Raw genomic sequence first — 16,124 nt, 5'->3', positions numbered from 1 at the left:
GTATCGTGACGGCAATCTCCTTCCTGGCTGCCTTTCGCATTGCGTCCCTGCTGCCTGCGGCGGCGATGTCGTCGCGCCCCGCAAGGCGGGCGATGGCTCGGCTATTGACGCTGCCAGTGACGTTGCTGGCGACGTTGCTGCTGCAGGCAACGGCGGTGACACCCGCGGCCGCGCAGCCGGCGGCGTCGCCGCCGCTCGTGCTGCACCCCGGTGACGCCATCAAGCTCACCGTGTGGGAGTCGCCCTCCTTCAGCGGCGAGTTCGAGGTGGCGCCCGACGGCACGCTGCATCATCCGCTGCTCAACCGCGTAGCAGTGGCGGGCATTCCCCTGGACAGTGTGCGTGCGCGCATCGTCGCGTTTCTCAGCGACTACCAGCGCGAGCCGGCGGTGGACATCAAGCCGCTCGTGCGCATCGTGGTGTCGGGGGAGGTGCGCACCCCCGGGGTGTATCTGCTCCCCCCCGAAACCACCGTGGCCGACGCCGTGGTGAAGGCCGGCTCGCCCACCATGACCGGCCACGAACGCAAGGTGGCGCTGGAGCGCGGCGGGCGCGAACGGCAGTTCGACCCGGGGGATGCCTCGCTCGAGCGGTCGTTGCGCACCATTCAGTCGGGCGACCGCATTCTGGTGCCGCGGCGCAGCACACGGTCGTTGTGGTCCGTTATCGGCCCGATTCTCCAGATCACGGCGGGGTTCGCCACCGCGTACGTCACGACGTACCTGATCATTCTCTCGCGCCGTGAACTCCCGTAACTGCTCATGAATCCCCGCACGTCGCTCGTTCGCACCCCTGCTCCGCACTCGACCGCCGAACCGGTACCGCCGCTGCGCGCACCCCGTGCGCGCCCGGAGGCTGGTGGCTACGACACACTCCCCTCCGATCCCAAGGGGGTGCTGCGGCTGCTGCTGCGCAACTGGTGGATGCCGGTGCTGGGGGTGCTGCTGGCCGGTGCCGCGGCGTATGGATGGGTAAGTCGCCAGCCCACACGCTACATGACGACTGCGACCATCCAGCTGCTGGATGGTCGCCTGTCACTCGGCACGCGCCTCGACGGCGGTGGCTCGTCGGCGCCGCCGCAGTCGGTGCGCACCCAGGTGGCCATTCTCCGCAGCCGCCCGCTGGCCGGCAAGGTGGTGGACTCGCTCCCCCTCGGCCTGCGCGTGCTGCCGCAGGGCATGCCGGCGGGGATGGTGCACGATGTGGGCGTGGCCGGCAATCCCGCCGACGGCGGTATCCTCAAGCTGGCCTTCGACGGCGGGTCGTGGTTCGTGACCGACGACTCCGTTCGCTACCCGTACGGCAAGTCGATCACCGTGCGCGGCCTCACCCTGCGCCTGGAGCGGCCGCCGGTCGGCGTCACCAGCGGCAGCCTGCTCATTCTGCCGCGTGATATGGCCATCGATCGTGTGCTGTCGCAGCTGGTCGTGAACGATCGCGAGATGACCACGCTCATCGACGTGCGCTTCACCGCCGACGAACCGCAGGTGGCGCTGCAGGCTTTAGGGGCGCTGGTGCAGGCCTACCAGAGTGCCGATGCCGCCACGGCGCAGCTGCAGGCGCGGCGACGGCGTGAATTCGCGCAGCAGCAGTTGGCCGCGGTCAACGCGCAGCTTTCCGGCGCCGAGCGACAGCAGGGGGCCTTCCGCAGCACGCAGCAGGGTTTCAGCAGCGATGAGCGTATCGCCACGCGGCGCTCCGAAGTCAGCCTGGTGGAGCAGAAGCAGCAGGAGCTGCAGGCGGAACGGCAAATCCTGGGTGACCTCCGCGTACGGTTCGACTCCCCAGACCCGGCGGTACGGGCGCGGGCGCTCCTGGCGCTCCCCGGGACGCCCGTGGGGAGCGCCCCCGCCGTCGCGGCACTCTACACCGAGCTGTCGCAGCGGGAAGCGGCGCGCTCGGAGATTACCTCGGGGCCGCGCGGCCTGCCGGCGCGCCACCCCGATGTGCAGCGCGCCGACCAGCTGGTGGAGGGCACCAAGCGCCGCCTGATCGGCGCGGTGCAGGCGTACGAGGAAGGGCTGCTGCTGCGCCTGGCGGCGCTCGACAGGCAGCGAACCGAATTGTCGCGTGACCTGCAGGGAGCACCGGTCACGAAGGCCCAGGAGGTGCTGCTGGCGCAGTCGGCCGATGCGCTGCGTGAGCAGGCAGCGGGGCTGCGCGCCGAATATCAGCGCGCGCAGGTGGCCGAGGCGGCCGCGGTGGGGCAGGTGGACATCGTGGAGCCGCCCACGCGCGTGCTGCCGTTGCGCCCTCCGGTGGGACGACTGGTGGTGTTTGCGCTGGCCCTGGGGGCGCTGTTCGGGATCATGGCCGGCGTGCTGCGCGAAGCGCTCGACCGCACGGTGAAGGGGCGCAACAGTGTGGAGCGCGGGCTGCGTGTGCCGCTGCTGGGCACCATTCCGCGCATCACCGGCCCCCACGCTGCCACGCGACGCTGGCTGCGCCGCGACACCCCCAAGGTGTCGGAGGTGGGACGCCGCCGCTCGGTGGCGCTGGCCGCTGCGCGCGATTTGCGCAGCGGCGAGTCGGAAGCGTTCCGCCAGTTGCGCACGCAGCTGCTGTACGGGTTGGGTGGACGCGGCAAGAGCCTGCTGGTGACCAGCACCCGCCCCGCTGAAGGCAAGACCTCGGTGAGTGTGAACCTCGCCATTTCCTTTGCGCAGCAACGACTGCGCGTGCTGCTCATCGACTGTGACTTCGTGGCCGGGCGGCTGCACGTGCTGCTGGGGGCCAACGCCACCCCGGGCTTGCAGCAGGTGCTGGGGGACCTCAGCTCTCCCTTTGGCGCCGTGCAGAGCACGCTGGTGTCGGGGCTGTGGCTCATTTCGGCTGGGGCCGTTGGCGCCGACCTCATCGATCAGGCGGGGAGCCAGCGTTTTCGCACGTTGTTGCGCGAGCTCGCGGCAGTCTACGACGTGGTCATTCTCGACTCGGCACCGCTGCTGGCCGTGGCCGATTCGGTGGCCATGAGCGTGGCTGCCGACGGCGTGCTGGTGGTCACGCGCGCCGGGGAAACGCGCCTCGACGAGGCCGACGAGGCACTGCGGCAGCTGGACGCGGTGAATGCCAACATACTGGGCGCCGTGATCAACGACGTGGACAACCGGCTGGAGCGCTACGGCGAGGGGACCTACGCCTATCGCGGCTACTACGCGGCGGTGTCGGCGGGCGAGGAGGGCGGCTGATGCCGCGGCACCGGTGACGACGTCGGCGGCGTCTCGCCGGTGCTCAGCGTCGCCCCACCCCGGCGGCGGCCAGCAGCGTGCGCACAATGACGGCCACATCGCTCGCCAGCGTGGCCTGCTGCGCGTACGCCAGGTTGCGGGCAATCTTGTCGGGCATGAGCGTGTTCACGTACAGCGCCTCGGGGTCGCTGGCCTCGGCCAGCAGCGCCGACTCGTCCACGTAGTGCAGCGAGGCCGGGTCGGTAATGCCCGGGGTGAGCGCCAGCACGGCGCGCTGCGCCGGCGTGTACAGCGCCACATAGCGGGGCACTTCCGGGCGGGGGCCCACCAGCGACATGTCGCCGGCCAGCACGTTCAGCAGCTGAGGCAGCTCATCCAGCTTGGCCTTGCGCAGCCAGTGCCCCACGCGCGTGATGCGCGGGTCGCCGTGGGCGGTGAGTTGCGGCCCTGTCTGCTCGGCGCGCACCACCATGCTGCGAAACTTCCACATGAGGAACTCGCGGCCGTGGCGCCCCACGCGACGCTGCCTGAAGAACACCGGGCCACCGTCGCGGCGTATGGCCAGCGCAATGACGGCGCACAGCGGGAGCAGCAGCAGTGACCCGGTCAGCGACGCCACGACATCGAAGGCGCGCTTGGCCGGGGTCACAGCCGGTTGGCGCGCACGATGCGGTGCACGGCCGCCACGACATCGGCCACGTCGCCATCGCTCAGGCGCGGGTGCAGCGGCAGGCTCAGCATGCGCGAGTAGGCATCGTTGGCCACGGGGAAATCGGTGGGGGCGAAGCCGTACCGGTCGCGGTAGTAGGGGTGCAGGTGCACGGGAATGAAGTGCACACTGGTGGCGATGTTCTGCTCGGTCATGGCGGTGATGAACGCGTCGCGGCCAATGCGCAGCCGGTCGGGGCGCAGCCGCAGCACGAACAGGTGCCAGGCGTGGTCCACATGCGGGCGGTGTACCGGCAGCTCCAGCAGCCCTTCGGCCGCCAGCTCGGCGAAACCGGCCATGTACATGTTCACGACCTCCTGCCGGCGGCGTTGCATGTCGTCCATGCGCCGCAGCTGCACGAGTCCCAGGGCGGCGGCCAGGTCGGTCATGTTGTACTTGAAGCCCGGCAGCACCACGTCGTAGTGCCAGCTGCCCCCCTTGGTGTAGCGCTTCCAGGCGTCGCGCGACATGCCGTGCAGGCTCACGATGCGGGCTCGGTCGAGGAATTCCGCGTCGCCGGTGAGCATGCCCCCTTCGCCGGTGGTGAGGTTCTTGGTGGCGTAGAAGCTGAAGGCCACCGGGTTGCTGCCACCGCCAATGGGGGTGCCGCGGTAGGCGGCGGGGTAGGCGTGCGCGGCGTCTTCGATGAGCGTGAGGCCGTGCTGGTTGGCCAGCGCGCGCAGGGCGGTGAGTTCGGCGGGGTGGCCGGCGTAGTGCACGGCAATGATGGCGCGAGTGCGCGGGGTGATGCGCCGGGCGACTTCGTTGGGGCAGATGTTGAGCGTGTCGGGCTCCACATCGACCAGTACGGGTGTGGCGCCCACATGCACGATGACGTTGGCGCTGGAGCAGAACGTCATGGGGGTGGTGATGACCTCGTCACCCGCGCCAATGCCCAGCGTGGCGAGCGCCACGTGCAGGCCGGCGGTGCAGGAGTTGAGGGCGAGTGCCGCGGGGGCGCCCACGCTGTCGGCGAAGGCGCGTGCGAACTCCTGCGTGCGGGGCCCGGTGGTGATCCAGTCGGACTGCAGGGCGGCGACCACTTCGGCAATCTCCTCGGGGCCAACGGACGGCGGCGAGAAGGGGAGGAAGGTGTCGCGCACGGGAATATCCAACGGGGTCATGAGAGCACTCACGAATGTGAACGACGCAAGGACGAGCAGTAGCGTGACCTCAGCAAATCTGTCCGCACACACGCAGGGCGACCAGAGGGTGGGGGTGCGCGCCGAACTGGCGCGACTGTCCAAGGTGCTCCCCCCCGGCCGCAAGCGACTGTGGGGCATGCTGGCGCTGCTCGTGATCCGCAGCGCCTTCGAGCTGGTGGGCGTCGGCGCGGTGGCTCCGTTCCTGAAGGTGGCTACTGACCCGACGGTCATTCAGGAGGTGGATGCGCTGGCGTGGCTCTATCGCGTCGGCGGCTTCACGTCGCCCATGGCGTTCACCACGGCGCTCGGGGTGTGTGTGGTCGTTTCGCTGGCGCTGGGGAACGTGCTGGCCGTTGTTGCGGCGCGACAGTCGACCGCCTACAGCTGGGACGTGGTGCTGTACCTCTCGCGGCGGCTGCTGCGCGGCTATCTCGCCAGGCCGTACGCCTATCACACCACCGTGCACTCGGCGCAGGTGCACCGCACCGTCATGCAGGAGAGCCAGCAGGTGGGCGCCGGTGTGGTAGGGCCGCTGCTCACGCTCGCCGGTCAGTCGCTGGTGGTGGTGGCGGTGGTGGCGCTGCTGCTGGCCAGCGATCTGGTGGTGTCCAGCATCCTGCTCACCGTCATCGGCGGCGTCTTTGCCATCACGCACGCGGCCGCCAAGAAACGGACCGCCGCGTCGGGTGAAGAGCGCCTCCGGGCCAATCGCGTGCGCAACAAGGTGGCCAGCGAGGCGCTGTCGGGTATTCGCGAACTCAAGGTGTTGCAGCAGGAGGAGCTCCCGCTGGCGCGCTTCCGCGAGTCGGACAGCACCATCCGTCGTGGTGCCGTACTGGCGAACACCCTGCCCCTGGTACCGCGTTATCTGGTGGAGGTACTGCTGGTTGGCAGCATGATCGTGGCGCTTCTGGTAGTACGCTCGGGTGGCCAGGCACCCGCGTCACTGCTCCCCACGCTCAGCCTGTACCTGTTTGCCGGCATTCGCCTGCTGCCGGCCATGCAGAATGTGTTCGGCGCCATCACCGCGTACCGCACCAATCGTTCAACGATTGACGAAGTGCTTGCCGCGCTTGAGGATGGCGCCGAGGCGCAGCAACACGAACAGGAACCACTCGAGGCACTACCTTTTGGACGCGAAGTGGTGGTGCGCGATCTGTGCTTCCGGTACGAGGGGCAGCAGCGCCCCGCGCTGGATGGCGTGTCGTTCCGCATCCCCAGGGGGAGCTCGCTGGGGGTGATCGGCTCGTCGGGGTCGGGGAAGAGCACGCTCGCTGATATCCTGCTTGGCCTGCAATGGCCCGAGCGCGGCGCGGTGTGCGTGGACGGTCAACCATTGGGGCTGCACAACATCAGAGCATGGCGCCCGCAGGTGGGCTACGTATCGCAGGCAGTGTTCATCACCGACGAATCGCTACTGGCCAACATTGCTTTTGGCGAGCCACCCGAGACTGTCGACCGTGCCCGCGCTCTGGAGGTGGCCAGGCTGGCGCAGTTGCAGGAGTTGCTGAACACGCTGCCGCAGGGACTCGATACGGTGGTAGGGGAGCGTGGGGTGCGCCTGAGCGGTGGCCAGCGGCAGCGCATTGGCATTGCGCGCGCGTTGTACAGGCACCCGCCACTGCTCATTCTGGATGAAGCCACCAGCGCCCTCGACGGGGTGACCGAGCAGTTGGTAATGGCCGACATTCAGCGCCAACGGCAAGACCAGACGCTGATGGTCATTGCCCACAGGCTGGCCACCATTCGTCACTGCGACCAGATCCTGCTGCTCAACGAGGGGCGCGTGGCGGAGATTGGTAGCTGGGAGGAGCTGGAGCAGCGCAGTGCCCTGTTTCGGCAACTCGCCACCGCCGCCGCCATGTCTGGAGCGCCGCAGAGCAGCAACGAACCGATTGGCAGTGAGGTTACTTCGTGAAGGTGGCCGTGATTGACGTTCGCTACCCTCCGGAAACCTTTCTCGACCGCAAGTTCACCTGGTTGGCTCGGGAAGGCGTGCAGCTTACGGTCTACTCGCGCACCGTGAGTCGCACCTTTCGCCGCGATGGCGTGGAGTGGCGGCCTCTCCTGTCGGCGACACTGGGCGACGTACGTCGGCGCGCGTTGGCGTATCTGCGCGCCCTCGTGGGCGGTGCGGCAGTGGTGCGGGCCGACCACCTGTCGGGTATTCCTCGGGCCATAGCGCGAATGTTGACTCTCCGTGCGCTGGCCAACGTTCAGGTCATCCACTTCGAGTGGGTGTTGAGCGCCGATTCATTCCGAGCGCTGCGGAACGGAACCACGGCTGCAGTCACGGTGAGCCTGCGGGGGTCGCAGCTCAAGACTGCGCCTAAGGATCCACGAAGGCAGTCGCTGGCGCAGTCGATCGCGCAAACTCTTGCAGCCGCGCGGTTGGTACACTGTGTGTCGGCGGATATCTGCCGCGCTGCTGGTGCATTCGGTCTCGATGCAGCCAAGTCGCGCATCATTCGACCGGCCGTGGCCCCCGAGAGCTATGCGCACGCACGGCCACAGCGGACGGGAACTCCGTTGCGCCTGGTGTCCGTCGGATCGCTGATCTGGCACAAGGGGTACGAGTTCGCAATCGTGGCCGTTGCACAGGCGGTTCGTGCTGGGGTGAAGGTGCACTACCGCATTGTGGGTGACGGAGACGAACGGGAGCGGCTGCAGTTCGCCATCCGCGAGCTTGGGCTTGAGGGGGTCGTCACGCTGGAGGGGGCGATACCCTCCCGCGATGTAGCGGGCATTCTTGTCGAGAGCGATGCCATCCTCCTGGCCAGTATCGACGAAGGCATTGCGAACGCCGTGCTGGAAGGCATGGCCAGCGGCCTGCCGGCCATCGTGACCGACGCCGGCGGCATGCGCGAAGCGGTAGCCGATGGGATAGAAGGGTTCGTGGTGGCGGTACGTGACCCGGCGGCCATGGCAAACGCCATTGTATGCATTGCGCGCGACCGCTCACTTGCCGGTCGCATGGGCAAGGCCGCGCGTGAGCGTGTCGAGCGGGAGTTCTCGCTGTCGCAGCAGGCTAAAAGCTGGAAGCGCTTCTACGAGGAAGCGGCGGTGGCAGGTTGAGCAGGCTCGTGCTGGTGGTGCCCGCGTTTCCGCAGCTCTCCGAGACCTTCATTGCCTCGAAGGTGGCGGGGCTGCTGGAGCGTGGGTGGGATGTGCATGTGGTCTGCCGTGATTTGCTCCCGGAAAATGCCCACCGCTTCGGTGCGTCCGTTCAGCGCATGTTCGCGGAGGGACGCGTGCACGCCGAGCCGCGTCTCGAACGCACGCCTGTGGGAGCGTTGCGCGCTGCCACGGCCGTAGCCGGTGCGGCGGCGGCAGCGCCGTGGCGTACGGCCAGTCACTGGCGGCGGGCACTGCGGGCACCGAGGCCCGGTACTCCCACCAGCTGCATTCTCGACAGCCCGCTGGTGCGACTCGCACCCTCGCTCGTGCACTTCGAGTTCGGCACGCTGGCGCTTGGGCGGGCGCACACGCTCGTGGCCAACGACATGCCGTACTCGCTCAGCTTTCGCGGCTACGACGTGAACTTCCATCGCTTGCGTGACGGCGCCATTTATGGCGACGTGTGCCGTGGCGCACGGGGGGTGCATGTGCTTGGTGAAGACATAAAGAGGCGCGCCATCGCCCGCGGGTGCCCCCCCGATGCGCGCTTTGCTGTTATCCCGCCCGCCATCGACGTGGACTTCTTCTGCCCAGGTGATGAGGTACGCCCGGTGCATACGGGCACGCGTCGCTTGCGCATCCTCGCTGTGGGGCGCCTCGAGTGGAAAAAGGGCTACGAGCATGCCATTGAAGCGATTCGCCAGTTGGTTGCTCGCGGCTGGGATGTGGAGTATCGCATCGTTGGCGATGGCGGCCACGTTGTCGCCATCAGCGTGGCGGTAGATCAGGCGGGGTTGGGCGACCGGGTCACGTTGCTCGGCAAGCTCGGCCGCGAGGCGGTACGCGACGAACTGCGTGCGGCCGACCTGTTTCTGCACGCGGCGGTGTCGGAGGGGTTCTGCAACGCGGTCCTCGAGGCGCAGGCTGTGGGGTGCCCGGTGGTGGTGACCAATGCCGACGGGTTGGCCGAAAACGTGGCGCACGGGGAAACGGGGCTGGTGGTGCCGACGTACGACGCGCCTGCCCTGGCTAACGCCATGGAGGAACTGCTGCGTGATGCCCCGCGTCGTGGCCGCATGGGCCAGGAGGGGAGGGCGCGCGTCGCCAGCAACTTCCGCATCGAGCGACAGATCGATCGATGGGAACAGTTCTACGGGGAGCTTGGGCTCTCCCCGTTGGCTCGCTGAGGGCGGCGAGCGCATGCAGCAGATGGAGCCCCCCAACGCCACCATGGCCGTGCGGCTCATGCAGGAGGCCGATCTGGAGGCCGTTGCCCAGCTGCACATCAGCGCCTTCCCCGAGCAGCTGATGAGCCGCCTGGGCGTTGATGTGGTGCGTGCCTACTACGCGTGGCAGCTGCGCTGCGGGGCCACGGCACGTGCCTTTCGGGCGGCGGTGGTGGGCGACCGGAATGGGCTGGCCGGATTCGTGATTGGCGGGCGCTATCACGGCGCCACCTCCGGCTTTGTGAAGGCGTACGCCGGTACCCTGTTGCTGGCGCTCGCCAGAAACCCGCAACTGCTGGGCGATCGTCGGGTGCTGGCGAAGCTGCGGGCCGTCACGTGCGCCGTCGTTGGCGTCTGGTTTCGGCGCGTGGCCCCCTCCCGGCCCGGACCAGCGCACGAACCCAGTTTCGGCGTGCTGGCCCTCGCCGTTGCACCAAATAGACACGGGAGCGGGGTGGCCGCGCAGCTTATGCAGGAATTGGAGGGCGCCGCCATGGCCGCTGGTTTCCGCGCCATGAACCTGCACGTGAACACCGACAACCCGCGCGCCATCGCCTTCTACGAAAAGCGCGGCTGGCAACGCGATGGCGCACATCCGTGGACCGGCAACATGCGCCTCCCGTTGGAGCACCGGCCGTGATACGACACGCACTGCCTCGGCTGCTTTTCGTGGGCGCCCACCCTCGCTCCGCCGGCAGCAACATCGCCGCGTCACGAGAGCTCGCCCAGCAATTGGCGCAGCAGGAGTGGACGGTGGATGTGGTGTCGAGCCGGGCAACGGGTGTGGGCCGCCTCGTGGAACAGCTGGCAGCCGCCGTGCGTGCGCGCCGGGGCGCCACCATCGTGGTGCTCGATGTCTTTGGCGGGCGTGCGTTTCACTGGGCACACCTTGTGGGCAAGGTGTGCGCGGCGCGAGGGATCCCGTATGTCGCCTATCTGCACGGCGGGGGGCTGCCCCAGATCGCCGAGCGTGTGCCCGGTGCCCTCGGGGCCCTGTTGCAGCAGGCGCGCGCCACCGTTTCTCCCTCGACATGGCTGGCCCGTACGGTGGCCAGCCGGTGGGTTGCGCCACAGGTGATCCCCAACGGCATCGAACTCAGCAGGTACCGCTGGCGGCAGCGTGCACAGACCGGTGCCCACATGCTCTGGGTGCGTGCGCTGCATCCCATCTACCGGCCGGAGCTGGCGGTGCAGGTGGTACAGCTACTCCATGCGCAGGGCATTCCCGCCACGCTCACCATGGTCGGACCGGACAAGCACGGCATGCACGGTACACTGACGGCCCTCATCGCCAAGTTGGGACTGGCCCGGCACATTCACCTGGTCGGTGCGGTGGGCAAGGCAGAGATCCCCGGTTGGATGGACAAGGCCGACCTACTCCTCAACACCACCGACGTGGACAACGCGCCGGTGTCCCTCGTGGAGGCGATGGCCTGCGGGCTCCCGGTGGTGACCACGAACGCCGGCGGCATTCCCGACCTGCTTGCCACGTATCATGGTCCGGCGCCGGTGCCCTGTGGATCGGCGGAGGCCCTGGCTGGCGCGGTCGCGTTACTGCTGCAGCAGCCCGATGCTGTCGCCGCCGCGTCCGTGTCGGGTCGGGAAATTGCCCAGGCGTACGACTGGCCCATGGTGCATGCACGCTGGTCCACCCTGCTGCGCGAGATTGCCGCGCCCTCCGCATGACGCACCTTCCCGGCATGAACCCGTTGGCCACTTGTGTGGTGCTCTGCCGTAACGAGGCATCGTACATCGAGCGCTGTGTCATGTCCCTCGTGAACAACCGGCTGCACTACCCCCAGCTGGAGATTCTGGTGGTGGACGGCCTGAGCGACGATGGGACGCGCGAGATCGTGCAGCGGCTGGCGGACACCGTACCCGACCTGCGACTGGTGGACAACGTGCGACGAACGACGCCGGCGGCCTTCAACACGGGCATATTGGCGGCGCGGGGCAGCATCATCCTGCCCATTGGTGCCCACGCCACATATCCACCGCACTACTGCGCCACGCTCATCGCTGCCCTGCAGGAGCACGGGGCCGACAACGTTGGGGGGCACTGCCGCACCATCCCCGCCAATGGCAGCGGGACCGCGCGCGGCATCGCGCTCGCGCTGGGTCATCCGCTGGGGGTGGGGAACGCGCTCTTCCGTCTCAGGCCGACCACACCACGCTGGGCGGACACCGTCCCCTTCGGCTGCTACCGGCGGGAGCTCTTCGATCGCATTGGCCTGTTCGACGAGGAACTGCTGCGGAATCAGGACGACGAGTTCAATCATCGCCTGCGTCGCGCGGGCGGGCGTATCCTGCTCGTTCCCGACGTTGAAGTGGACTACGTGGCGCGCGGGAGCTTTGGCCAGCTTCGCCGCATGTTCTGGCAGTACGGTGTGTACAAGCCGCTCGCTGCGGCGAAGGTGGGGAGCCTGCCGACCGTGCGTCAGCTGGTGCCACCGGCGTTCGTGCTGTCGCTGCTCGGGCTCGCGGTGCTGGCCCTGCTCCCACGGTGGCCGGCGTGGCCGCTGATGACGCTCGTGGTGGTCTATGCGCTGGCCATCGGGTCGCAGGCGCTGCGCCTGGTGGCGCGTAACGGCGCGGGCGCTGCAGCGGGCTTTGCCCTGGCCGTGCCGGTGATGCACGTCATGTATGGGGCGGGGTGGCTGTACGGTGCCTTGCGCCTGCTGCTGCGCGGCGGCGTGCATCAGCCACGCGTCGATCTCGGGCTCAGTCGATGACGGGGGCGTTGGTCGGTACGATGGCCTTTCAGGCCTATGCGGCCACAGTGAACGGTTGGCAGCCCGTTGGTGCACCCATGCACCGCGGCGCGGAGCTGGCGGCGCAATGGCCGGCGTTCGTGACGGCAAACCGGTCCGCGCTGCTGCTCTTCCGGCGCGTGGGTGAGCCGCTCCCCGAGGTGGCGCAGGTACAGGCGCATTTGCACCGCGCACGTGCCGAGGTGCTGCATCACGGGAGCGGTGTGTACGCGGCCGGGATGCCGTGTCTGCGATTCACCCAGCCCGCCTACCTGCCGCTGGTGCTCCCGGACGGTGTGGCACCACATTCTTCGGCGGAGCTGCTGCTGGATGGCTGTTTGGTGGCCATGGGCGTTCTCGAGAGCGCGCCGGCTCCCTGCGCGGCCTTCGAGGGGGTGCAGGCCGCGGCCTCGGCGCTTGGCTGGGAGTGGTTTCACGGCGGCGTGATCGTTCGTGCCCTCAGTGAACACGACGGGGATCGTCCCATTCCGGCCCCGATCTCCGCCGTGGACCAGTTGCACTTCACGCGGCGGTACGTCGGTGACCTCTGGATGTGGTACGTGGCCGGCCGCCTTGTTTCGTCCGGCATGTTTCCCCTCGGGGAAGTGGCCAGGGCAGTGATGGCGGCTCGGCGTCACCGTTGCCGTCCCATTACGCCGGTACTGCGCCGCACGATGGTCCCTCAGGCACGGTCAGAGGCCACGGTGGCCGTACTCATTCCCACCGTCGACCGTGTGCCGTACCTGCGAGCGGCCCTCGAGCAGTTGCGTGCGCAGACGCATCGACCGACGCAGATTATCGTGGTGGATCAGACACCGGCGGCGTCGCGCGATCATCAGCTCGAAGCGGACTTTCCGGAGCTGCCGCTGCACGTGGTGCGACTGGACGCGGCGGGGCAGAGCTCGGCGCGCAATGCGGGCATTCACCAGGTGCGAGCCGACTGGACGCTGCTGCTCGACGACGACATCGACTTTCCGCCCACGCTCATCGCGCAGCATGTGGCGTTGTGCGAGGCGACGGGCGCCGACGTGAGCGTGGGCGTGGCCACCGAGGATGGGGTGACGCCATTGCCGGAGGCGCAACGCGGGTGGCGTTTGAGTCCGGTGCTCATGGGGGGCAATTCGCTCGTCCGCACCGCGCTGTTGCGTAATGTGCGGGGCTTCGATCTGGCGTTCGACGGCGGGAGTCGTGCCGATGGTGACCTTGGGCTGCGCCTGCAGCGTGCCGGGGCGCTGATGCTGCTGGACGGCGCCAACAGCCTGCACCACCACCACGCGCCGCGGGGCGGGCTGCGGGTGCACAAGGCCCGCGCGGTGACGCGCGCCAGCGCCCGGCAGCGCATCCTGGGCCGACATCCGGTGGTGGCAACCGAGCTGTATATCTGTTTGCGTTACTTCGGCGAGTGGTCGATGCGGGAAGTACGGCTCGTACGGCTGTTCAGCGGGCTGCGCATGGAGGGTGGCCGACTCGCGCGGGTTGCCAGGCTGACGGTCGGGGTACTGACCCTTTGGCCGGAGTGGCGTTGGCAGGAGCAGGCAGTCGCGCGGGCGCGTGTGATGGCGGTCACACACCCTTCGCTCGAGGACTTCGAGATACCCCAGATTCACGGTCGAACCTGACGCCGGAACCCGTCCCCCAACCGTGGTGGGCTTCACCGGCAGCGTCGCCAATCGTCACGTGATTGGCACGCGTCGCAAAGCACTACTTCAGCCGGACGCCTCGCAAGCCGACAGTTAAGAGGCGAGAGTTACCTGGCCGGGCCCTTGATTGTCGACAGATGGAAAGCAACGAGGCCTCACGTGCGCTGCACTTGCTCCAAACTCACCGGACATGACTAGCACCGACCGCCGAAACATGATCGCGACTCGCTCGAGGGTGCGTGCCTCCCACTCAATGCACGCGGCGCCCGCCAATCCCCGCTGGGCGGGGGCAGCTCTCATGTGGCTGCTGCTGGCCGGTGCTTGCGGATCGGCAACCGTACCGGAGAGTACCTCATCGGCGTCGGCCGTCCAGGGCAGTGTCGCGGATGGCACCGCCTGTATTCGCGGCGACCGTCTCTTCGCCGCGACGGTAGGTGACACGCTGCGACTCGGTGTCGCCGAACCGATGACGGGACGCGGGGTCACCGATCGGCTTTCAGTTCGTCTCACCCCACGCTCTGACATGCTTCGTGCACTCCCGGGCGGTACGTCGCTTCTGGCGAGTGCACCGGGCACCACGTGGGTCGTGCGGACCGTTCGTTCGTGTATTGATAGTGTTCAAGTGGTTGTCTCCGCAGGCAGCGCGGCCGGTGTCGGTGCACCAGTGACCAGCAGGGCTGCGAAGTATTTCGTGAGCCCGAGCGGGCGCGCCGACAACGATGGTAGTGCGGCCCGACCCTGGAGCCTGCCGCACGCCTTCTCCGCCCCGCTGCGCATTCAGCCGGGGGATACGGTGCAGCTGCTCACGGGTCGCTATAGCGGCGTGTTCCGCAGCCGATTGACGGGTACGCGCACTCGGCCGATTGTGGTCATCGGCGCAGATTCCGCGCGGCCGATTCTGGATGGCGGTCTGATCATCGAAGGTAGCGACACGAAGTACGTCGATTTCGAGCTCATGTCCAGCGACCCGACTCGGCGAACTTCAGTACCTGGATCTACGCCTGCCGGTCTGCCGCGCATCAATCATTCCATCGAGGTCAATGCCCCGCGCATTAACCTGCTTGGGCTGGTGATCCACGATCTTGGCAACGCCCTGTTCGCGGGTGTCCTTGCCGAGGATCTGGTCATCGAGGGGTGCATTGTCTATAACAACGGATGGATCGGGCCTGATCGCGCCCACGGCCACGGCTTCTACCTGCAGAACCGGCGGCCCTCGAAGAAGCGCATCGCAGGCAACGTGGTGTTCCATCAGTTCTCCACCGGCATCAAGATCAGCGGCACCTCGCGCGCCTGGCTCGAGAACGTCGATGTCACGGACAACGTGACGTTCGATAACGGGGCACCTGCCCTGCCGCTTCACGGCTACTCGTGGAATATCTTCCATCAGGGGGGGACGCAGCAGAGCGCTGCGCTCTCATTCCTCCGCAATGTCATGGTGCACAGTGCCGATGACACCCAGGGATTCAAGATCAACGCCGATGGCGGCGAGCCGGGTACCGGTCGACTGGTAATCGAAGACAACCTCTTGCAGGGGCGGGCAGCAATCGGTCGATGGGTGGGCACAGTTGTGCGCAACAACATCTTTGCCATGCCGTTCAGTGCGCCAATACGCGGCACACCGATCCTCGAAGTGTGGGCACCATCCATCACAGCGCCGATGGTCGAAGCCTGGAGCCAAAACCGGTACATTGTGCAGGCCAGCCGCGCCTGGCCGTTTGGTTTCCAGGTGGGTGGTCGGTGGACGGTGCTGACCTTTGACGAGTGGCGTCAGCAGACCGGGGCCGATCGCACCGGAAGCATCGCCGTGGCGCCGACGCCGGTAAGCGTCACCCGGACGATCGCCTTGGACAGCCTTCCCGGGCGCGCAGTGATCGTGCACTGGAGCATTTCGCAGGCGGGCAGCTTCACCCCCGATCTATCGAGGGTACTGCGTGCCGGGCAGCGCTTCGCCATTCGGCATGTCTTTGCCCTCAACGGCCCCCCCATCGTTCAGGGAGTGTATACGGGGCAGGCGATCTCCCTGTCGGCAGTCTCTCCTCCAGCTCCGGATCCTATCGGTCGGCAGCTCGATCGATCGGTACGCCGGCAGCCACCCGCCGTGTATCTCGTTACGGCCCGGTAGCTGACTGCCGGTGATTCCCGTGCTCGTCCGCAGAGCCGCTGGGCTATGTTTCCCCCGCGGAGTTCGAGGAGCACTTCTACCGCACCCACGCGGCTCCTGCGGAGCGCTTGGTACTCAACTAGCCGAGTCTCCACGAAACTCGGGGCGGTTCAAGCGATTGCGTGACCGTCATCTGGGTCCCTCCGGGGAGTGTTGGGTGAAGATGAGCAAAGGAACGGTACGCTGCC

12 protein-coding genes are annotated in these 16,124 nt (G+C 67.8%); 10 read left to right on the top strand and 2 right to left on the bottom strand.

All coding sequences use genetic code 11. The features are described from left to right. The first annotated feature begins 5 nt into the window (after window positions 1-5). Together O9271_RS06775 and O9271_RS06770 are read left to right on the top strand one after the other, a co-directional pair. Window positions 6-755, top strand: a complete 750-nt coding sequence (locus tag O9271_RS06775; RefSeq protein ID WP_298267513.1) for a polysaccharide biosynthesis/export family protein — start codon at window positions 6-8, stop codon at window positions 753-755. A gap of 6 nt (window positions 756-761) precedes the next feature. After that, complete coding sequence (locus tag O9271_RS06770; RefSeq protein WP_298267511.1) at window positions 762-3,188, top strand: polysaccharide biosynthesis tyrosine autokinase; 2,427 nt, start codon at window positions 762-764, stop codon at window positions 3,186-3,188. 43 nt (window positions 3,189-3,231) lie between these two features. On the opposite strand, the gene O9271_RS06765 is transcribed toward O9271_RS06770, so the two are convergent. Together O9271_RS06765 and O9271_RS06760 are read right to left on the bottom strand one after the other, a co-directional pair. Further along, a complete protein-coding gene (locus tag O9271_RS06765; RefSeq protein ID WP_298267509.1) occupies window positions 3,232-3,837 on the bottom strand; it encodes a sugar transferase in 606 nt (201 codons plus the stop codon). After that, window positions 3,834-5,021, bottom strand: a complete 1,188-nt coding sequence (locus O9271_RS06760) for a DegT/DnrJ/EryC1/StrS family aminotransferase (RefSeq protein WP_298267507.1) — start codon at window positions 5,019-5,021, stop codon at window positions 3,834-3,836. The genes O9271_RS06765 and O9271_RS06760 overlap by 4 nt, the downstream gene beginning before the upstream one ends. 43 nt (window positions 5,022-5,064) lie before the next feature. On the opposite strand from O9271_RS06760, the gene O9271_RS06755 reads away from it, so the two are divergent. The 8 genes from O9271_RS06755 (at window position 5,065) to O9271_RS06720 (ending at window position 15,897) form a co-directional block, all read left to right on the top strand. Continuing rightward, on the top strand, window positions 5,065-6,960 hold the full coding sequence (locus O9271_RS06755) for an ABC transporter ATP-binding protein (RefSeq protein WP_298267505.1): 1,896 nt from the start codon (window positions 5,065-5,067) through the stop codon (window positions 6,958-6,960). An 8-nt stretch (window positions 6,961-6,968) separates the two neighbouring features. After that, window positions 6,969-8,117, top strand: a complete 1,149-nt coding sequence (locus O9271_RS06750) for a glycosyltransferase family 4 protein (RefSeq protein ID WP_298267502.1) — start codon at window positions 6,969-6,971, stop codon at window positions 8,115-8,117. Further along, window positions 8,114-9,346, top strand: coding sequence for a glycosyltransferase family 4 protein (locus tag O9271_RS06745; RefSeq protein ID WP_298267499.1), 1,233 nt, complete (start codon window positions 8,114-8,116; stop codon window positions 9,344-9,346). The genes O9271_RS06750 and O9271_RS06745 overlap by 4 nt, the downstream gene beginning before the upstream one ends. Window positions 9,347-9,359: 13 nt before the next feature. Further along, on the top strand, window positions 9,360-10,025 hold the full coding sequence (locus O9271_RS06740) for a GNAT family N-acetyltransferase (protein WP_298267497.1): 666 nt from the start codon (window positions 9,360-9,362) through the stop codon (window positions 10,023-10,025). Continuing rightward, entirely contained in the window at window positions 10,022-11,071 is a 1,050-nt protein-coding gene (locus O9271_RS06735) for a glycosyltransferase family 4 protein (RefSeq protein ID WP_298267494.1), read from the top strand. Before O9271_RS06740 ends, O9271_RS06735 begins: the two co-directional genes overlap by 4 nt. Then, entirely contained in the window at window positions 11,068-12,117 is a 1,050-nt protein-coding gene (locus O9271_RS06730; protein WP_298267492.1) for a glycosyltransferase family 2 protein, read from the top strand. The genes O9271_RS06735 and O9271_RS06730 overlap by 4 nt, the downstream gene beginning before the upstream one ends. A 77-nt stretch (window positions 12,118-12,194) precedes the next feature. Beyond that, window positions 12,195-13,754: a glycosyltransferase family A protein gene (locus O9271_RS06725; RefSeq protein WP_298267489.1), complete on the top strand. Its 1,560-nt coding sequence runs from the start codon at window positions 12,195-12,197 to the stop codon at window positions 13,752-13,754. An 814-nt stretch (window positions 13,755-14,568) separates the two neighbouring features. Continuing rightward, window positions 14,569-15,897: a right-handed parallel beta-helix repeat-containing protein gene (locus O9271_RS06720; RefSeq protein WP_298267486.1), complete on the top strand. Its 1,329-nt coding sequence runs from the start codon at window positions 14,569-14,571 to the stop codon at window positions 15,895-15,897. The last annotated feature ends 227 nt before the right edge of the window (window positions 15,898-16,124 follow it).

Origin of the sequence: Gemmatimonas sp. (genome assembly GCF_027531815.1) — a bacterium.
Lineage (GTDB): Bacteria > Gemmatimonadota > Gemmatimonadetes > Gemmatimonadales > Gemmatimonadaceae > Gemmatimonas.
Note: the sequence above shows the minus strand (reverse complement) of the source record. Positions and strands in the feature narration are given on the sequence as shown.